This is a genomic window from Arthrobacter sp. NPDC056691 (genome assembly GCF_042791415.1).
Lineage (GTDB): Bacteria > Actinomycetota > Actinomycetes > Actinomycetales > Micrococcaceae > Arthrobacter.
Window position 1 is genome coordinate 94,997 of record NZ_JBHTXX010000002.1, and the last position, 18,021, is coordinate 113,017.

General features: G+C 69.1%; 16 protein-coding genes, 1 tRNA gene and 1 riboswitch. Of the genes, 7 read left to right on the forward strand and 10 right to left on the reverse strand.

Annotated features, from left to right (window positions below; translation table 11 throughout):
- Positions 1-98: 98 nt before the first annotated feature.
- Both ACFRAU_RS02395 and ACFRAU_RS02400 read left to right on the forward strand, forming a co-directional pair.
- A complete protein-coding gene (locus ACFRAU_RS02395) occupies positions 99-632 on the forward strand; it encodes a hypothetical protein (protein WP_377998646.1) in 534 nt (177 codons plus the stop codon).
- 139 nt (positions 633-771) lie between these two features.
- Complete coding sequence (locus tag ACFRAU_RS02400) at positions 772-2,949, forward strand: glycogen debranching N-terminal domain-containing protein (RefSeq protein WP_377998647.1); 2,178 nt, start codon at positions 772-774, stop codon at positions 2,947-2,949.
- Between the two features lie 29 nt (positions 2,950-2,978).
- Here ACFRAU_RS02400 and ACFRAU_RS02405 read toward each other — a convergent pair whose 3' ends face one another.
- The 6 genes from ACFRAU_RS02405 to ACFRAU_RS02430 are packed head-to-tail and all read right to left on the reverse strand — an operon-like array spanning position 2,979 to position 10,832.
- Positions 2,979-4,691 carry a dipeptide ABC transporter ATP-binding protein gene (locus ACFRAU_RS02405; RefSeq protein WP_377998648.1) on the reverse strand — a complete coding sequence of 571 codons (1,713 nt, stop codon included), beginning with the start codon at positions 4,689-4,691 and terminating at the stop codon, positions 2,979-2,981.
- Entirely contained in the window at positions 4,688-5,677 is a 990-nt protein-coding gene (locus ACFRAU_RS02410) for an ABC transporter permease (protein WP_377998649.1), read from the reverse strand. Before ACFRAU_RS02410 ends, ACFRAU_RS02405 begins: the two co-directional genes overlap by 4 nt.
- A gap of 8 nt (positions 5,678-5,685) precedes the next feature.
- The gene (locus ACFRAU_RS02415; protein ID WP_377998650.1) at positions 5,686-6,633 is read right to left on the reverse strand and encodes an ABC transporter permease; all 948 of its coding nucleotides are present in this window, start codon (positions 6,631-6,633) and stop codon (positions 5,686-5,688) included.
- Positions 6,633-8,297, reverse strand: a complete 1,665-nt coding sequence (locus tag ACFRAU_RS02420) for an ABC transporter substrate-binding protein (RefSeq protein ID WP_377998651.1) — start codon at positions 8,295-8,297, stop codon at positions 6,633-6,635. Before ACFRAU_RS02420 ends, ACFRAU_RS02415 begins: the two co-directional genes overlap by 1 nt.
- Positions 8,294-9,712, reverse strand: coding sequence for an NtaA/DmoA family FMN-dependent monooxygenase (locus tag ACFRAU_RS02425; protein ID WP_377998652.1), 1,419 nt, complete (start codon positions 9,710-9,712; stop codon positions 8,294-8,296). The genes ACFRAU_RS02420 and ACFRAU_RS02425 overlap by 4 nt, the downstream gene beginning before the upstream one ends.
- Before the next feature lie 13 nt (positions 9,713-9,725).
- Complete coding sequence (locus tag ACFRAU_RS02430) at positions 9,726-10,832, reverse strand: LLM class flavin-dependent oxidoreductase (protein WP_377998653.1); 1,107 nt, start codon at positions 10,830-10,832, stop codon at positions 9,726-9,728.
- Between the two features lie 36 nt (positions 10,833-10,868).
- A riboswitch (SAM riboswitch) is annotated at positions 10,869-10,977 on the reverse strand.
- A gap of 213 nt (positions 10,978-11,190) precedes the next feature.
- Between ACFRAU_RS02430 and ACFRAU_RS02435 the strand changes: the two genes are divergently transcribed.
- Together ACFRAU_RS02435 and ACFRAU_RS02440 are read left to right on the forward strand one after the other, a co-directional pair.
- The gene (locus ACFRAU_RS02435) at positions 11,191-12,351 is read left to right on the forward strand and encodes an LLM class flavin-dependent oxidoreductase (RefSeq protein ID WP_377998654.1); all 1,161 of its coding nucleotides are present in this window, start codon (positions 11,191-11,193) and stop codon (positions 12,349-12,351) included.
- Between the two features lie 39 nt (positions 12,352-12,390).
- Positions 12,391-12,795, forward strand: a complete 405-nt coding sequence (locus ACFRAU_RS02440) for a rhodanese-like domain-containing protein (RefSeq protein ID WP_377998655.1) — start codon at positions 12,391-12,393, stop codon at positions 12,793-12,795.
- Here the strand turns inward: ACFRAU_RS02440 and ACFRAU_RS02445 are convergent.
- Positions 12,792-14,354 (reverse strand): MFS transporter, encoded by a 1,563-nt coding sequence (locus tag ACFRAU_RS02445; RefSeq protein ID WP_377998656.1) that lies wholly within the window; start codon positions 14,352-14,354, stop codon positions 12,792-12,794. The genes ACFRAU_RS02440 and ACFRAU_RS02445 overlap by 4 nt on opposite strands.
- A 212-nt stretch (positions 14,355-14,566) precedes the next feature.
- Between ACFRAU_RS02445 and ACFRAU_RS02450 the strand changes: the two genes are divergently transcribed.
- Positions 14,567-16,009 carry a PLP-dependent cysteine synthase family protein gene (locus ACFRAU_RS02450; RefSeq protein WP_377998657.1) on the forward strand — a complete coding sequence of 481 codons (1,443 nt, stop codon included), beginning with the start codon at positions 14,567-14,569 and terminating at the stop codon, positions 16,007-16,009.
- A 29-nt stretch (positions 16,010-16,038) separates the two neighbouring features.
- Here ACFRAU_RS02450 and ACFRAU_RS02455 read toward each other — a convergent pair whose 3' ends face one another.
- The 3 genes from ACFRAU_RS02455 to ACFRAU_RS02465 are packed head-to-tail and all read right to left on the reverse strand — an operon-like array spanning position 16,039 to position 17,032.
- Positions 16,039-16,227 (reverse strand): hypothetical protein, encoded by a 189-nt coding sequence (locus ACFRAU_RS02455; RefSeq protein ID WP_377996949.1) that lies wholly within the window; start codon positions 16,225-16,227, stop codon positions 16,039-16,041.
- Positions 16,224-16,520, reverse strand: a complete 297-nt coding sequence (locus tag ACFRAU_RS02460; protein WP_377996950.1) for a hypothetical protein — start codon at positions 16,518-16,520, stop codon at positions 16,224-16,226. The genes ACFRAU_RS02455 and ACFRAU_RS02460 overlap by 4 nt, the downstream gene beginning before the upstream one ends.
- Positions 16,517-17,032, reverse strand: a complete 516-nt coding sequence (locus ACFRAU_RS02465; protein ID WP_377998658.1) for a flavin reductase family protein — start codon at positions 17,030-17,032, stop codon at positions 16,517-16,519. Before ACFRAU_RS02465 ends, ACFRAU_RS02460 begins: the two co-directional genes overlap by 4 nt.
- 255 nt (positions 17,033-17,287) lie before the next feature.
- On the opposite strand from ACFRAU_RS02465, the gene ACFRAU_RS02470 reads away from it, so the two are divergent.
- Together ACFRAU_RS02470 and ACFRAU_RS02475 are read left to right on the forward strand one after the other, a co-directional pair.
- Complete coding sequence (locus ACFRAU_RS02470) at positions 17,288-17,830, forward strand: GNAT family N-acetyltransferase (protein ID WP_377998659.1); 543 nt, start codon at positions 17,288-17,290, stop codon at positions 17,828-17,830.
- A 93-nt stretch (positions 17,831-17,923) separates the two neighbouring features.
- Positions 17,924-17,994 (forward strand) — tRNA-Cys (locus ACFRAU_RS02475).
- Positions 17,995-18,021 lie beyond the last annotated feature (27 nt).

Sequence of the window (18,021 nt, forward strand, 5' to 3'; positions counted from 1 at the left end):
TCCCTTTTGCCTAGCCTTCTAGGTAAGTCAGGCCCGCTCGGCGGGTGCCGCTTGGCAGCGCCGCCGCGGCGCCGTCCGATGTAATTCCGAACCGAGGAGTGCGCTTGGCTGTTCTGCACCGCGACGACGGCCCGGAGGGCTACTACCGCTACCGGGGGGCGGCGAAACCCGACAAGACCGCCGTCCAAGCGGAAAAGACGCGCAAACTGCTCCGGGACAGCCGGCAGCGGATTTCCTTCAATGCCACCAGCATGCGCGCCCTCTCCGTCCGGCTGAACCAGCAGGTCGCCCAGGCGCTCTGCGACGGAATGAAGGTCACCCGACTCGCCGAAGCCGCGGCGCTCTCCCGCTGGGCGGTCCGCACCGTGGGCCTGTCGGCCGACGACCTGATCCCGTCGGGCCTGCCGGCTGAGCACCACCTGGCCGAGATCCGCCGGCTCAAGTCGGAGCTGGCTGACCTTGAAGAGTCCAAGTCCACGCTGGAAGACCGCCGCCTGAACCTCCTGGCAACAGCACGACGGCGGGGAGTTCTGGACGACTATGAGCTCGCCGCCCTCAGCGGTTTGCAGCGCGAAACGATCCGGAAGATGACGTGGGGCGTCCAGCCGGAATCCGGGGCGATCCCGGCGTAATTCTGCACCCGGCGTCGTAGTCCAACCCCCTAGCGCGAAGAACCGGGTCCGGCCCTAGCTAGGCAGGGCAAGCAAGCGTAGCGTCGAACTGCACGCTGTTGCCAGTTGCGCTGTTGCTAGTTGCCCGGAGGTGGCCCCGATGGCTGGATGGAATGCTGATACGGCGGCGGGCCCGTTGGGGGCCGGGACAGTCACCTTGGTGGAGGGGTCGTCCTTCTGCATTTCCTTGCCGAACGGGGACATCAGTGCAGAGCATCCGCATGGCCTCTTTGTGCAGGACGCCCGCATCCTCTCGGGCTGGCGCCTGACGGTTGACGGCCTGGCGCTGGAGCCGCTGGCGGCCGAGACGAAGGAGCCGTACCGGGCACTGTTTGTGGGGCGGGTTCCCCGCTCGGACGGCTACGCCGACAGTCCGCTGATCGTGGAGCGCCTGCGGGAAGTGGGCGCCGGCATCCAGGAGCAGGTCACCGTCCGGAACTTCTCCCTCGAGCCGGTCGACTGTGTCATCGCGCTGAAGGTCGGGGCGGACTTCGCGGACCTCTTCGAGGTGAAAGAGGCGCGGATCCTGCGACGCTGGGACGAAAAACGGCAGGTCGACGGCGGTACGCTCACCATTCGTGCGGCGTGGCAGGACGTCCGGAAGGGCGTGGTGGTCCAGGCCCCCGGCGCGGACATTTCGGCCGACGCGGTCATGTACCGGGCAACGGTTCCGGCGCACGGACACTGGAGCACAGTCCTGACGGTGCTGCCCAGCGCCGAGGGATCCGATTCGGCGATGGCTTTCGTCCATTCCGAGGGGGACGGCTTGTCCCCCCGGGACCTCCGGCGGCGGGAGTGGGTGGCCAAGATTCCGGTCCTGCAGATGGGCAACCGGTCGGTAGAACGGACCTTGCGCCGCAGCTACGACGACCTGGGCGCCCTTCGGATCGAGGACCCGGACCATCCTGAGCGCGTCGTGGTGGCCGCGGGGGCGCCCTGGTTCATGACCCTGTTCGGCAGGGACTCGCTGTGGGCTTCGGTGATGGCGATGCCGGTGGACCCGTCGCTGGCTTTGGGCACGCTGCAGACTCTGGCGGACCGCCAGGGATCCGTGGTGGATCCCATGACCGAGGAGGAGCCGGGCAAGATCCTCCACGAGGTCCGGCTCGACGTCTCCAGCGGCCTGTCGCTGGGCGGCAAGTCCAACTACTACGGCAGCGTCGACGCCACGCCCCTGTTCCTGATGGTGCTCGGGGCGGTCAGCCGCTGGGGTTTCGCCGCGGACACGATCGCCGCCCTGCTGCCCCATGCAGACCGCGCCCTCGAGTGGATCACGAAGTACGGGGACAGGGACGGCGACGGCTTCGTCGAATACGAGCGCCTCAACGACCAGGGGCTCATCAACCAGGGCTGGAAGGATTCCTGGGACGGGATCAACTTCGCCAACGGCAGGCTGGCCGAGCCGCCGATCGCACTGTGCGAGGTCCAGGCCTATGTCTACGTCGCCTACCTTTCGCGCGCCTGGCTGGCGTACGACGCCGGGGACACGGCTTACGGGAACGAACTCACCGACCGTGCGGCCCGGCTGAAGAAACAGTTCAACGAGCAGTTCTGGATCCCTGAACGCGGGTACTACGCCATCGCCCTGGACGGCAAGAAGCGGCAGGTGGACGCGTGCGCTTCGAACATGGGGCACTGCCTGCTCCAGGGGCTCATCGACCAGGACAAGGCACCTCAGGTGGCCGAACACCTGATGTCGCCGGAGATGTTCAGCGGCTGGGGCGTGCGTACCCTGGCCAGCGACATGGGCGCCTACAACCCTGCCAGCTACCACAACGGATCGGTCTGGCCGCATGACAACGCCATCGTCGCGGCCGGGCTCCTCCGCTATGGATTCGTCGATGAGGCGCAGCGGATCGCCACCGGCATGATGGATGCGGCCGAGTACTCCGAGGGACGGCTCCCGGAGCTGTTCTGCGGTTTCAGCCGGGAGCAGCTCGCCGCCCCAGTCCCGTACCCGACGGCGTGCTCGCCGCAGGCCTGGGCGGCCACCGCGCCGATCCAGCTGGTGACGAGCCTGATGCGGTATGACCCTGTTGTTTCAGCGGGCGGCGTCTGGATGGACCCGGTTCTTCCTCCGTCGTTCGGGGACCTGCATATCACCAACGCTCCCCTGGGCGGCGGCCGCATCACCTTCGACATCGCCGATTCCGTCCCTTCCGTCCGGGGACTGCCTGAAGGGATGACGTTCCACCAGGGGCACCGGCCCTGGATGATAGAACTCGTTGAGCAGGCCGGTCACCGCAGAAGGGAGCGGCTCGAAAACTGGGGCCGGTAGGCCACAACCCGGGCCCGGAAGTCCTGCCGTCAGACGGCCAGCGCCTGCCTGCCCGGAATGGCACTGATCAGCTGCCGTGTGTACTCGTGCGCGGGATTGCCCAGGATCTCCGCGGTGGCCCCGAGCTCCACGAGCTTGCCTGCCCGCATCACGGCCACCCGGTCCGAGATCTGCTGGACCACGGCGAGGTCATGGGAAATGAAGAGGTAGCTCAGTCCGTCCCGTTCCTGCAGCCCGGCGAGGAGATCCAGGATCTGTGCCTGCACCGAAACGTCCAGGGCCGACACCGCCTCGTCCAGGACCACAAGGTCCGGCCGCAGGGCCAGGGCACGCGCGATGGCCACGCGCTGGCGCTGCCCGCCCGACAGCTCCGCAGGGCGCCGCTGCGCGAAGGCCGCAGGCAGCTGCACGGCCTCGAGGAGCTCCGCGATCCGCCCGCGCTGCTCGCCCGGGCTTCCGTCGCCGTAGGCGCGGAGCGGCTCACCGATGCTGTCCGCCACGCTGAAGCGCGGGTCCAGCGAAGCGAAGGGGCTCTGAAACACCACCTGGAACCGGCGGCGCAACAGCCTGAGGTTCTCGCCCCTCGCACTGGCCAGGTCCGTCCCGTCGAAGAGCACGGAGCCGGCGCTGGGCTTCTCGAGGCGCAGCAGCAGCCTGGCTACCGTGCTCTTGCCGGACCCCGACTCACCAACCAGTGCCAGAGTCTCGCCTTTACGGATGTCAAAGGAAACATCGTCGACGGCGGTGACAGTCCGGGCGCTGCCCGCAGCACGCGGCAAGCCGAACACCTTCCGCAGTCCGGCGGCCTCCACCAGGGGCCGGGACTCCGGGGCACCGCCCGCAGGAGCTGGGCCGCCGGCAGGAGGGGCGCCCCAAGCTGAAGGGGCGCCGCCGGCAGTCGAAGCACCAGCCGGCCTCAGCCGCCGCGGGCTCAATCCAGGTGCTGCCGCGATCAGAGCGCGGGTGTACTCGTCCTGCGGGTTGGCCAGCACGGACGCCGTGGGGCCTTGCTCCACGATGACCCCGTGCCGCATTACGATGATCCGGTCCGCCCGGTCCGCTGCCACGCCGAGGTCGTGCGTAATGAGCAGCACGGCAGTTCCACGCTCCGCGGTCAGGGCGGCGATGTTGTCCAGGATCTGCCGCTGGACCGTCACGTCGAGGGCGCTGGTGGGCTCGTCGGCTATGACCAGCCGTGGCCTGGCGGCGAGCGCGGCGGCGATGAGGACCCGCTGCCGCATTCCGCCGGAGAACTGGTGCGGGTACTGCCAGGCGCGCGCCGCGGCGTCGCTGATCCCGCTCTCCTCGAGCAGCCGGACGGCGGCTTCGCGGGCAGCCTTCCTGGGCTGGATCCGGTGGATGGTCTGCGACTCGGCCACCTGCTCCCCCACGCGCTGCAGCGGGTCCAGCGACGCCGTGGGGTCCTGCGGAATCAGGCCGATCTCCTTGCCCCGCACGTTCTGCCATTCCTTGCGCGTCAATCGGGTGAGGTCGGCGCCGTCGAACAGTACCGTCCCGGAATCGCGGTGGGCGTTGCCCGGCAGAAGGTTGATGATGGAGTGCGCGGTGGTGGTCTTGCCCGATCCGGATTCACCCACAATGGCCACCACCTCGCCCGCATTGACCTGGAAGCTGACCCCGAGCACGGCGGGCTGCGGTTCGCCGTCCACCAGGTAGGAAACGTTCAGTTCCTCCACCGTCAGCAGTGGCGGTCCGGCAGCTGCATCTGTATTGGCGGTCATCGGCTGGTCCTTGTCTGGAAAGCGTGGGAGATGCGGTTGGTGGAAAGCACGACGGCGGCAATCACCACGCCTGGCAGGGTCACCAGCCACCACGCGGCCACGAGGTAGTCGCGGCCTCCGGCCACAAGGGAACCCCATTCCGAGGCGGGCGGCGGGGCGCCGAAGCCCAGGAAGCTGAGCGACGAGATGGACAGCACGGCCGCGCCGAACTCCAGCGCGGACAGTGCGAGCACCGGCCCGGCCGCGTTGGGCAGCACATGGCGGAGCAGGATGGTGTGCCAGCGCACGCCGGAGGACCGTGCCGCCTCGACGTACACCGCCGTTCCCACGCGCAGCGATTCGGACCTCATGATGCGGGCGAAGTTGGCCACGCTGGCCACGCCTACCGCGATGGCGATATTGACCGTGCCGAAGCCCAGCACCGTGATCAGGGCCAGGGACAGCAGGAGGCTCGGAATGGCGAGCAGGACATCCATGAGGCGCATGATGGCGTCATCAACCCAGCCGCGCACAAACCCGGCCAGCAGCCCAAGGGCCGAACCGGCCACGAGGCCAACGGCCACGGCGACGGCAGTGGCGGCCAGCGACGTCGCCGAGCCGTGCACCACACGGGAGAACAGGTCACGGCCCAGGCTGTCCGTGCCGAACCAGTGCGTGGGCGACGGCGGCAGCAGCCGGTCCGCAGGGACCCCGGTGTCCGGCGGCCACGGGGTGAAGGCGCCCGGGACGGCGGCCCAGAGCAGTGTGGTAGCCAGCACCAGGACGGCGAGGAACAGGCCCGGGCTGCTGACGATGCCCCGGGCCGCCCGGTTCAGGAAACGGAGACCCGGGCCCTGCCCCGTCGCTCCCCTGCCCGGCTGACGGGCCGGTTCAGCGGCCGCGGCGGCGTCAATTCCACCCGCTGCGCGCGGCGGACGGGCGGCTGCGTCTCCTGCCCGGGCTGTGTGGGAATCCGTGTCGGTCTCCGACAAGAGCTGCTGTGACATGGTGCCTCCTAGGCCTTGGCCGTCTTGCCGACGTTGATGCGGGGGTCCACGAGAGGGTAGATCAGGTCCACCACGAGGCTGGTGACCACGAAGATGGCGGCCGCGAGGACAACGAGCGTCTGCACCACGGGAATGTCCCGGCTGTTGACCGCCGTGACCGTGAGCCGGCCGATGCCGGCGCGCGAAAATACGGTTTCACTGACCACGGCACCGGCCAGCAGGTTCCCCACCAGGATTCCAAGCATCGTCAGGGTGGGGATGGCCGCGTTGCGGAGGGCGTGCCCGAAGTTGATGAGTGCTTCGCTGGCACCCTTGGCCCGGACCTGCTCGATGTACGGCTCGCCGAGGGTCTGGCGCAGGCTGCGGGACAGCAGCTGGGCGATGACGGCCGCCGTCGGGATCGCCAGGGTGAGTGCCGGCAGGACGATGCTGGCGGCGCCGTCGTTACCGATCGCCGGAAACATCCGGAGCCGGAAGGAGAACAGCTGCAGGAGCAGCAGCCCGATCCAGAACGTCGGCACGGCGATCCCGAGCGGGGGCAGCGAGCCGAGGGCCTGCCGCACCCAGGGGTTCCGGCTGAAGGTGGCCGCGGTGGCCAGGGCGCTGCCGAGCAGTACGGCCAGGGCGAATCCCGCGGCGGCCAGTTTGATGGTTTCCGGCAGGACCTCGGCCACGGACTGGGTGGCAGCCACGCCGTTCTTGATGGAGATGCCGAAGTCGAGCTGCAGGGCCTTGCCCAGGGCGATGAGGTACTGCTCGTGTAGCGGCCGGTCCAGCCCGTATTCGCTGCGGAGCTTCGCCACGAGCGCAGGGTCCACGGAATTCTGTTCGTCCCCGCTGGCCATGATGCTGACGGCGTCGCCCGGGAGCAGGTAAAGGATGAAGAAGGAGACGGTGTAGGCCGCCCAGAGAACAAAGGCACCCTGCAAGAGACGTTGCCCGATGTAGCGGAACACTACTTGGCCAGCCAGGCGTCGTAGAAGTCCAGGCGGCTGGAGGCCTCGAACTTCAGGTCGTGCACCTTCCCGCTGGCGGAGATCGTGGTGGAGAGCTCGTACAGCGGGATGGAGTGCGCGTCCTTGATGAGTGTCTCCTGGGCCTGGTCCACGAGCTTCTGCCGTGCGCCCTTGTCCAGTGCGGCTGCCTGCTCGCCAAGGGTGGTGTCCACCGGCAAAGCAGAGCGGAGGTTGCTGCCGCCGCGGGCCGTGTTGGCGCCGAAGACGGTCCGCAGGACATCCGGATCGCTGCGGGTCAGGTTGCCGTAGGAGAAGTCGTAGTCCTTGTTCGCCTGGGCTGCCGTGACGTCAGCGATGGTGGTGAACTTCAGCTGAAGGTCGATGCCCACCGCCTTGAGCTGCTGCTGCACGAGTTCCAGGACTTCCTTCGGCGACTGCCAGTAGGTGACCGAGAAGGAGAGCTTCTGGCCGTTCTTGGCGCGGATGCCGTCCGCTCCGGGCTTCCATCCGGCGTCGTCCAGGAGCTTCTTGGCGCCGTCGGGATCGAACTTCAGCAGATCGCTGAAGTCCTTGAAGAACGGGGTGGTGTGGGACAGCACTCCCTTGGCGGGCTGGTCTGCCTCGGTCAGCAGCGTCTTGGTGATTTCCTCGCGGTTGATGGCCCTGGAAATCGCCTGGCGCACCGCCGTCTCCTTGAGCTTCGGCGTGGACTCGTTGGAGTACAGGTTGTAGACCACGCCTGGGTTCGCCCTGGTCTCCTTCCAGAAGCCGTTGCCGTCAAAGAGCTTGGTGTCCGCAGCGGAGATGGCCGCTGTGGCATCGATCTGCCCGGACTGCAGGCTGCCGGTCCGGTTGCCTGCTTCCGGGATGATCTTGAAGGTGACGGTGTCCAGGTAGGCCTCACCCTTGTTGCTGTTCGTGGAGGCCGGCCACGCATATCCTGCCCGGCGCTCCAGGACTGCTTCCTTGTCCACCGTGTAGCTCTTCACGGTGAACGGGCCCGATCCGTCGAATTTGCCGGCGCACCGGTCGGCCGTGCTGAGTTTCGCCGACGCCGGGGAGAGCAGCCCGAGGGTGAAGGTGGAGGTGGCCTGCAGGAACTGGGCGTTCGGCTTCGCGAAATCCACCACCACGGTCTTCGGATCCTTGACCGTGATGCCGCTGACGTCGCTGAGGTACGTGGAACCCAAGGTGGCTTTGGCGCCGAGGGCCTTGATCGCCTCGAAGTTGGTCTTGACCGACTGGGCGTCAATGGGTGTCCCGTCGGCGAAGGTGGCCCCGCTCCGGAGCGTGAACGTGAAGCTCGTGGCGTCCTTGTTCGCCTCAAACTTCTCGGCCAGCCACGGCACGATCTCGCCGGTGTCCGGGTCCTGGGAGGTCAGCGACGCCACCGTCTGGCGGGCGACGGCGATCGCGTCGTTGTTGCCCACCTGCTGCGGATCGATGCACCCGCGGTCCACGGAAACCGCGAAATTGAGGTTGCCGCCCCGGACAGGGGTGCCGCTGGCACCCGGCTGGGATCCGGCGTCGGACGTTCCGCCGCACGCGGCGAGCAGCAGCGTAACGGTTCCCAGCAGCGCACCGGCGGCCGCTGTCCTGCCGATCCGCCGTGCCTTGGCCGGTTCAGGACGGGTGGAAGCAGCGTTGATGTTTCGGGTGGTCATGCGACTTCCTCGTTTTCGTTGGTGCCCACCGATGCCAGGGAGCCGCTGCGGTGTGACAGCGGGGCGCGGAGCCCCAGGTTTTCGCGGAGCGTGGTGCCCCCGTATTCGGTCCGGTAGACCCCTCGGTCCTGCAGCCTGGGGACAAGCTCGTTGACGATGTCGTCGAGTCCGGAGGGGACGATCCAGGGCGTGATGTTGAAACCGTCCACGGCACCGGAATGGGCGTATTCGGCCAGCAGGTCGGCGACGTCGTCGTAGGAACCGACCAGGCCCCGGCCGTTGAGCTGGGCGCGGCCGGAGACGAACTGCCTGATGGACTGCCCCTTCTCCTTCGCCTCGGCCCGCCACTCCGCGGCAAGCTCCCGGGCGTTCTTTCCATGGAACGCGTTGCCCCGGGTGGGGTCGGTGACGTCTACGACGGGGTCGACGCCGGGAAGCGGGCCGTCGGGGTCGTATTCGCTGAGGGTGCGGCCCCAGAACTGCTCCAGGAACGCAATGGCGGTCTGCGGACCCACCTGCCGTTCGCGGACCCACTGGTGCTTTTCCTCCGCTTCCTTGGCGGTGGGTGCCAGGATGAACTCCTGTCCCGGGAAGATCTTGACGTCATCCGCCGGCCGGCCTGCCTTTAGCGTCCGGGCCACAATGTCCTCCCGGAACTTCTTGGCCTCCTCCAGCCCGGCGTGCCGGGAGAAGATGACGTCGGCGTTGCGGACCGCGAAGTCGCGCCCGTCCGGGGAGTCGCCGGCCTGGAACAGGACCGGGTGGTGCTGGCCGGAGCGCGGGAGGCGGCCGGTGATTTCGACGTCGAAACTCGCGTCCTTGCGGCGGACGGAGGTGATGCCGTCCTCGGCCAGCCATCTGCGGGAGCCCCGGGACCCGGCGATTGCGCCGTCAGCCCAGGAATCCCAGATCGCTTTGGCGGTCTGGACGAATGCTTCGGCCCGGATGTAGCGGTCCTCGTGAGCCAGGAACCCGCCGCGCCGGAAGTTGGCACCGGTCCAGGCGTTGTCCGTGGTCACGATGTTCCACGCCGCCCGGCCGCCCGAGAGAAGGTCCAGGCTGGACAGCCGGTGGGCCAGGTCGGCGGGATCGTTGTAGGTGGTGTTCTGCGTGGCCACGAGTCCGATGTTGGTGGTCACTGCAGCCAGGGCCGCGAGGGCCGTCTGCGCGTCCGGCCGGCCCGCGACGTCGAGCTCGTGGATCCGGCCCAGGTGTTCGCGGAGCCGCAGCCCTTCGCCCAGGAAGAAGGCCGTGAAGAGGCCGCGTTCTGCGGTCTGTGCCACCCGGCGGAAAGATTCGAAGTCGGTCTGGGATCCGCTCTCTGGATCACGCCAGACTGTGGTGTGGTTGACGCCCTGGAAGAAGACGCCGAACTGGATCTGGCCGTTGCCGGCAGTGCGCGACGGGGTGCTCATGGGTCTGGCCTCTCTAGAGGGCCGCGGCGGCGGCGTAGCGGTTGGCGGGACGGGGCAGGCCGAAGGATTCACGCAGAGTGCTGCCCGGGAGGGGGCTGGACAGCAGGCCGCTGCGCCGAAGTTCCGGGAGCACCAGGGCGGCCAGCTCCGGAAGGTCGGTGTCCAGCACCGCGGGGCTGATCCGGACCCCGTCGCCCTGCTGGAACAGCTCGGCGAGGAGCTCCACCAGCCCGGCCGCGTCTCCCACGTAGCGGGCGCCGCCCTGCCATGGCTCGTGCGCTTCCAGTTCGGCCAGCCGGTCGGCTGCCCGCTGGCCACGGGCGTCGAGGACCACGTCCAGTTCCAGGAGTGTGCGCGGGGCGCCGGCGTTCCTTGCAGCCTCGGCTGCCGGCGCCAGCTCCTCCGGCGTGGCCGCGGTAACCAGCGCCACGTCGGCTTCGACGGTGGGCAGGAGGGCCGCCGGGGCAAAGACCGGCAGCTGCCCCTGGAAGGGGCGCGGAATGATGGACGGGCCCTTCACGGAAAACTGGCTTCCCTCGAAATCCGCATAGTGCAGCTTGCCCGCGTCGAGGAACCGGCCGGTGGCCTCGTCCCGGATCACGGCGTCGTCTTCCCACGAATCCCACAGCCGCCGGGCGCTTTCGACGACGTCCGCCGCCTCCGCGCCGGCTTCCCCGGCGGGAAGGACGTCGCGGCCTACCGAACGTGCTTCCTGCGGCGTGTTCTCTGCGCTGACCAGCCACCCTGCCCGGCCGCGGGAGGAATAGTCCAGGCTCGCCAGCTGGGTGGCCACGTGGAAGGGCTCCGTGTAGACCACGCCCGCCTCGGGCACCAGGCCGATCGACCGCGTCACGGGCGAGGCAAAGGCCGCACGCTGCACCGCGTCGATCCGTCCCGCGATCCCGGCGGCTTCGGTGTCCATGGTCCGCGAGTCGTGGAAGGTGGCGAGGTGGAAGCCGGCGACGTCCGCTGCCTGCACGGTTTCCCGGATGCGGCTGCCGGTCAGCAGGGCGTTGGGCTCGTGCGCGGCGAACCGCCAGGCTGCCGGGTGCGCGCCGTCCCCGTCGAGCTCGATGCCGAGCACGGCGGAACGGTTTTTGGGTGTGGGTAATGAAGGCATGGTTCCCTCTTTTTAGGGGCCGCGGACGGCCGTCTCGACATTCACTTGCCGCAATGCGGCCAGGTCTGTTTCCGGAGCACCCCGCCATCAAATGCCTGAGGGTTGCCGCAGCACGAGCCGGTCCTTGGCGTGCTGACTCTGGACCTAGACGTTGAATCTAGGAGGGCTGGCCGGACTTTTCCAAACCGCCGGTCTCGTGGTGTCAATTCGGGAAATACCGCGTCAAGCAGCGGTGCATTCCGTCATGCGCAGCCTTCATTTGTGACGGATTTTGGGCTCCGGTTACCCCCGGTTTCCGGACATTGAGGACGGTGACGGAGGAGTTTGGCCAGCGCCGGACGCTCCGTAGTGTTCTGCCATGCCCAAGCCTTCCGCGGTTCCCCTCTCGGTCCTTGATCTCAGCCCCGTCTCCGCCGGCCAGACTGCCGCAGACGCCCTGCGGAACAGCATTGCGCTGGCCGTCTCGGCAGAGGCGCTGGGGTACAGCCGCTATTGGCTGGCCGAACACCACTTGAGTCCGGGCGTTGCCGGCTCCGCCCCGCACGTCCTGTCCGCCCTCATTGCCGCGGCGACGAGCAGCATCCGGGTGGGAACGGCGGCCACAATCCTGGGTAACTACCGGCCGGTGCAGATCGCCGAAAACATCGGGACACTGTCCGCCCTGTACCCGGGGCGCGTGGACCTCGGCTTTGGCAGGTCCGGGGTGCCCAAGGTGCCGGCCGAAGAGGCCGGGGCTCCCGCTCCGCTGGCCCCTTCGCCGGCCTCCTCCGGCCCTTCGGGGAACCGCGTGGTGGACGGCCTGGTGATCCCGGCCCCGCGGCCGCTGTTCGGCAGGAAGTTCCCCGAGCGCTTCCAGGTCCAGGCCGATCTGCTGGGGCGGGTGGCCGGTGATGCGGACAACTTCGAAAACGACGTCCAGGACATCATCGCGTTCTTCGCCGGCGAATACCGCGCAGCGCAGGGCACGGAAGTCACCGTCCACCCGGCGCAGGGCAACGCTCCCGGGTTCTGGATCCACGGGTCCAGCGCCGGACCCAGTGCCCGGCTCGCCGGAAAGCTCGGCCTGCCCTTCGGGGCGAACTATCATGTGGCCCCGGCCGCGGTCCTGGAGTCCGTCGGCGAATACCGGTCGCATTTCAAACCGTCCGCCACCTTGGCTGAGCCGTACGTAGCGGTGTCCGCCGATGTCGTGGTGGCTGAGACCGAGTCCCGGGCCAGGACCATCGCAGCCGGGTACGCGGACTGGGTCCACAGCATCAGGACCGGCCGCGGCGCCATTCCGTACCCGGCGCCCGGGGATGCCGAACGCCGGCCGGAGCTGGAGCCGGCCGAAGCGGACCTCATCCAGGACAGGCTGGACACCCGCTTCGTGGGCGACCCCGTGCAGGTGGCGGAGGGGCTGCGCACCCTGCAGCGCGCCACCGGAGCCAACGAGCTCCTGGTTACCACCATCACCCACCACCAGGCTGACCGGGTCCGGTCCCAGGAGCTGCTCGCGCAGGCCTGGGGACTCTCCTGACACCCTTCCCATCATTAACCAACATTCGAAGGAGCACCAATGAGCACCGAAAACACCACTCTTGATCCGCAGCTGGTCAGCGCCGATGAGGCCGCACGGCTTATCGGCGCGGGGGCCCTCCTGATCGACGTCCGCAGCGACAAGGGCAGGGCCAGCACAGGCAGCGTTCCGGCGGCTGTCGTGGTGGACCGCGAGAACGTGGCACAGGACTTTGGGCCGGAGTCCCCCGCCCGCCTCACCGGCGTGACCGGAACGGACCAGCAGATCGTCGTCTTCTGCGGTTCGGTCAACGGCTCGCGTCCCGTGGCCGAGAAACTCAAGCTGCTCGGCTACTCCCGTGCCGTGCATGTCGACGGCGGGTTCCCGGCACTGCGCGACGCCGGGGTCCCCGCCACCGGGCCGACGGTGGAAATCGACGAGCCGGCCCAGCCGGCGGCCGTCTAGCGAGAGTCCGCCAAGGCTTGGTCGGCCGGCGCCGTCCCTTCCGCTGCCGCCGTCCGTTCCGCCGACGCCGTCCGTTCCGCTACAGCGGGGCGGGCGGCGTTGCCGTTCCGGCGGCGCACCACCGCGGTCCGGATCCAGTCGAGGCTGCCGGCGGCGATGGCAACGGCGGTCAGGGCCGAACACAGGATGATGCCGTCATGGAAGGCGCCGCGGTAGCCGTTGCCCGCGGCCACGGACCCGGCAGCACTGCCTAAACCGGATCCTGCGTGCAGGAACAGACCGGCCACGGCGGCCGAACACAGCGCCGCCGAGAACCGTTGGCTCAGCTGGTAGAAGCCGGCGGCCACCCCGGCGGTCCCGGCCGGCGCATGCCCCAGCGTCAGGGCCTGGTTGGGCGCCACCACGAGGCCCGTCGCCGCTCCCTGGACCAGGCCCACCCCGGCAACAGCCAGCGCCGCGGCCGAGTGGTCCAGGTGCTGCACCGCAGCATCCTTGGCGACGAGGGTGGCGAGGCTGGCGGCCAGTGCGAAGACGATGCCGGCCCGGCCGAACCTGGCGACGAACCGCCAGCTGGACCCGGAGGCCAGCAGCATGCCGGCGGCCTGGGGTGCCAGGATGCCTGCCGCGGCGAGCGGGGCGAGGCCGCTTCCGGACAGAAAGTAGAAAGCCATGACCGCGGACATCGCAGCGCCCACGCCGAACTGGCACAGCGCCACCACCGTGCCCAGCACGTAGCCCCCGGAACGGACCAGCCCTGCGCTGAGCAATGGCGTCCGCCCGCGCCGGTGATACAGCAGCTCCCAGCCCGCAAAACCCAGGAGCACCGTTGCTCCTGCGGCCAGCCAGGCCGGGGACGACTCCGGCGTGCCGTAGACCGTGGGGACGAGGAAGGCCACCACCACGGCACCCAGCAGCAGGGCGCCTACCCCGTCGATGGACGCGGAGCCGGGGTGGCGGTCCCGGCCGGGGCGTGCCGGCAGAAACCGGAACGCCAGCGGCACCAGGAGCACCACCAGCGGGACGTTGATGAGGAAGAGCACCCGCCACCCGGCAGAGTCCCCGGCCGCGGACAGGACCAGGCCGCCGGCAAGGGGGCCGCACACGGCGGCGAAGCCCCCGGCGGCGGCGTAGTAGCCCAGTGCCTTGGCCCGTCGGGTTCCGGAAAACAGGTCCTGGAGGAGACCCAGGACCTGCGGATTCAGGGTGCCGGCGCCGAGCCCCTGGAGCAGCCGGGCAGCGATCACCAGAGCCGGGTCGGAGGCCAGTCCGCCCACCAGGCTGAAGGCGCCAAACACCGTTATGCCCGCGATGAAGAGCGCCCTCCTGCCCAGGACGTCGCCGAGCCGTCCCGCCGGAACCAGCGCCACTCCGAACGCCAGCGAGTAGCTGGCCAGGATCCACTGCACCTGCGCAGCGTCCGCATCCAGCCCGGCGGTCATCGCCGGAACGGCGAGGACAAAGACCGACTGGTCAAGGAGGGTGATGAAGCCGGCGCCGAGGCACAACCACAGGCCGGCGCGTGCTGATGTATCCGTGTCTGTTGCTCCGCGCCGCCCCATGGGCCGGACTCTACGGCTGGCCGGCGGCCGCCCCTGCATCGCGGGTCGGAGGGTGAACCCCCGTGAACGCCGGTGACGGAACCCGCCCGGCCGCCGTCGTAATTTGACCCAAACATCCGGAAAACCGACATCAAAGCTCATGGAGAGACACGCTTGGCAACACGGCTTAAGGCCTTTTGCGGCCGGATGCCCGGCGGCCTACCGTTCCAGCCATGACAATCTACGAGTCGGTGCTGGACGCCATCGGCAACACCCCGCTGGTCAGGCTCACCCGGCTGAGTGACGGGCTGCGCCCGCGCATCTACGCCAAGCTGGAGTTCCAGAACATCGGCGGCAGTGTCAAGGACCGCGCCGCGCTGTCCATGATCCGTGCGGCGGAGCGGGACGGCCTGCTCGCGCCGGGCGGCACCGTGGTTGAAGGCACCAGCGGCAATACCGGGATCGGCCTGAGCCTCGTGGCAGCCCACCTCGGCTACCGCGCGGTGGTGTTCGCCCCTGCGGCCACCGCTGCCGAGAAGATCCGGCTCCTGCGAGCCTACGGCGCAGAGGTGCATCTCGTGGCGGACTTCGTTCCGCGCAGCCACCCGGACCACCTGGCCAACCGCGCGGCCCGGTTCGCCGAGGCCACCCCGGGCGCGTGGCTGGCGCAGCAGTACGACAACCCGGCCAACCCCGGCGCCCACGTGGAATCGACGGGCCCGGAGATCTGGCGCGACACCAATGGCGCGGTCACCCATTTGGTGGCCAGCGTGGGCACCGGCGGGACCATCACCGGGACGGGCCGGTTCCTCAAACAGGCAAGCGGCGGATCGGTCCAGGTGGTGGCCGCCGACCCCGACCACTCCGCGTACGGCGGCGGCGACGGGGCCGCCAAGTACGTCGAAGGGGCCGGTCACGCCGTCCATCCCGATTCAGTCGAGGACGTCTGGCCCCAGGCGTTCGATACCTCCCTGGTGGACCGCTACGTGCGGGTCAGCGACAGGGAGTCCATCCTGACCGCCCGGAAGGCCGCCCGCGAAGAGGGCCTGCTCATCGGCGGCACGGCCGGCACTGCGCTGGCCGCAGCCCTGCGGCTGGCTGAAGAACTGGACGAGACCCACACGATCGTGGTGATCATTCCCGATTCCGGGCGCAACTACCTCTCCACGTATTTCGACGACGGCTGGCTGACATCCGCGGGCTTCCTCAAGCCCTCGGCCGAGGAGGGCACCGCAGGGAGCCTGCTGCCCTTTCCTGCCGCGGGCGTGCACATTCTGCCCGTCTCGTGCACCGTGGCCGAGGCGCACACCGAGCTGCAGCGGCGCGGCCTGGAGGACGGCGAACCTGCCTTCGTGGCCCTGGACCGCGGGACCTCGTACGGGAGCGTCCACCCGAGGGAGGTCGCGGCGGCGGTGACGCTGGGTTCGCTGCAGGCCGCCTTGGCGGCAGGACCGTCGCAGGCACGGGAACCCGCGGCACGGCACGGGGTTGCGTTCACCACCCTTGGAACCGGCGAGCTGCTGGCAGATGTACTGCCCGGCGGCGTCCGGCTGGATGGTGGCCTACGGGATGGTGGCCTGCTGGCTGGTGGCCTGCTGGATGGTGGTCTGCTGGATGGTGGTCTGCTGGCGGTGCTGGTTGACGGCCGGATCGCCGGAGCGGTGAAGGCTAGCTAGCGTGACCGGCAGTTTGAAAGCGAAAACCCCTACGGCTTCCAGCCGTAGGGGTAAACGTTGAAGGCGGCGTCTGCGGAAGGGGGATCCAGGTTTGCGGCCCGGTCCGCTTCAGCCCCGTGGAAAGCGTCAGCCGCACCGGTCAGCAGCGGCAACGCCGCCCACACGCCGCCCGCCGCGAGGAGGGCAACGAAGGCCGCGGACAGCAGAAGGACGCTCATGCCCGCCTCCCCGGTGCCGGGCGGAGGCGCACGCCGTCGCGGTTGCCGTACATCTGGCGCCCCTGGCCGCCGGAATCGATGACCCACACCAGGTCGGAGTCCGGCGTCTTTGAGTCGACCCGGCCAGTGTAGGAGTGCCCGGCGGGAAGAGTGACTTCAACCGTGGCCCCCACCGTGATGGCTTCCCAGTCCTCCGCGGGCTGCCAGACGTCGTCGCTGGTTTCCGGCTGCGCGGACCGGCGGCCACGCCGCCGGGACGTGGCCTTCACCCTCGCCACGCCGCCCCGTGTCATGCGACGCCCTCCAGGATCTTGGCCCGCGCCTGCACGGAGACGTAGTCGCCCTTGAAGAAGAGGAGGGGATCGACCTCGGAACGGGCGCTCAGCGCATGAACCGCGGCCACCACAATGGTGTGGTCACCGCCGTCGTACTCCTGGTGCAATTCGCAGTCCACCCAGGCCATGGCGCCGTCGAGGACGGGGTTGCCGAGGGGCGACGGCGAGTGGTCGACGCCCGCGAACTTGTCCGCACCGGACCGCGCGAACTGGGCCGCCAGGTGCTGGTGGTCTGCGGGAAGGATGTTGATGGTGAAGCGGCCCGCCGCGCGCAGCAGCGGCCAGGTGCTGGAGGTCCGTGCGGGGCTGAAGGTCACCAGCGCCGGTTCCAGCGAGAGGGACGCGAAGGACTGGCAGGTGAACCCGGCAGGGCCGTTCTCGGTGGCCGCGGTGATCACGGTCAGGCCCGTTGCGAAGTGGCCCAGCACGTTGCGGATCCGGCGCGGGCTGAGGTCTGAGAGTTCCGTCATGGCGAGTCCTTTCGAAGCGTGTAGACCCAATCAAGCACCTTGCGGCCCGCTTCCCAACCCGGGCCGCAACGAACTGACGCGCATGGAAACGCAGCTTCACGGCCCGAAGCGGGGCGTAACAAAACAGCCCGAAATGCGTGCCCTGGGTGACGAAGAACGTCGGGGTATGTCGCTGGTGTGGGAGCCGCTCGCGCGGCGCGTTTAGCCTGTGATGCAGGCCTGCGGCCAGCCCCTCAACGTCAAAGGAGTGCACGCGTGACACTGTCAGGAACGGCAACACAGTACCGGATCCGCGAGGCTGCGGAATCAGAACTCGACGCCGTGGGCCGCGTGACCTATGAGGGCTTCGGGCACCACCTCCCGGGCGCCACGGCGCCTGATTCCGAGCGCCTCGAACTGCTGCTCAACGCCGCGGCCCGTGCCAGGGAGGGTGTGCTTCTGGTCGCCGAGGACGCGGCCGACGGCGGCCTGGTGGGTACCGCGAGCCTGTTGCCTTTTGGTTCACCCCTGGCACGCCAGGCACTCGACGGCGAGATGGAGCTGCGGCTGCTGGCGGTGCTGCCGCAGGCCCGCCGCTCGGGCATCGGCTGGAGGCTGCTCGCCGAGTCGGCAAACCTCGCGCAGGCCACCGGCGCCGGCGGCCTGGTGCTCGACACCGGGGCGGAGAACGAGCGGTCGCAGCAGCTCTACCGGCGCTTCGGCTTTGTCCGGCGGCCGGAACGGGAACGGCCGCGGCCTGCCCCGAAGGTCCAGCTGGTGGTGTACACGCTGGACCTGGCGGGCTACCAGGCCGCGTAGTTCCGTCCAGCTCCGGCGTAGTCAGCCGCAACGTAACGACCGAGTTCTACACACAGAGGACACCTTGCCCGGGCTTTGCCTAGGCTACCGGTACGTGGTGTGCCCGAGAGGCCAGGGAGCGGTCTGCAAAACCGTTGACGCGGGTTCGAATCCCGCCATCACGTCAGGTTCGGGAGGACGACGGCGCCGGG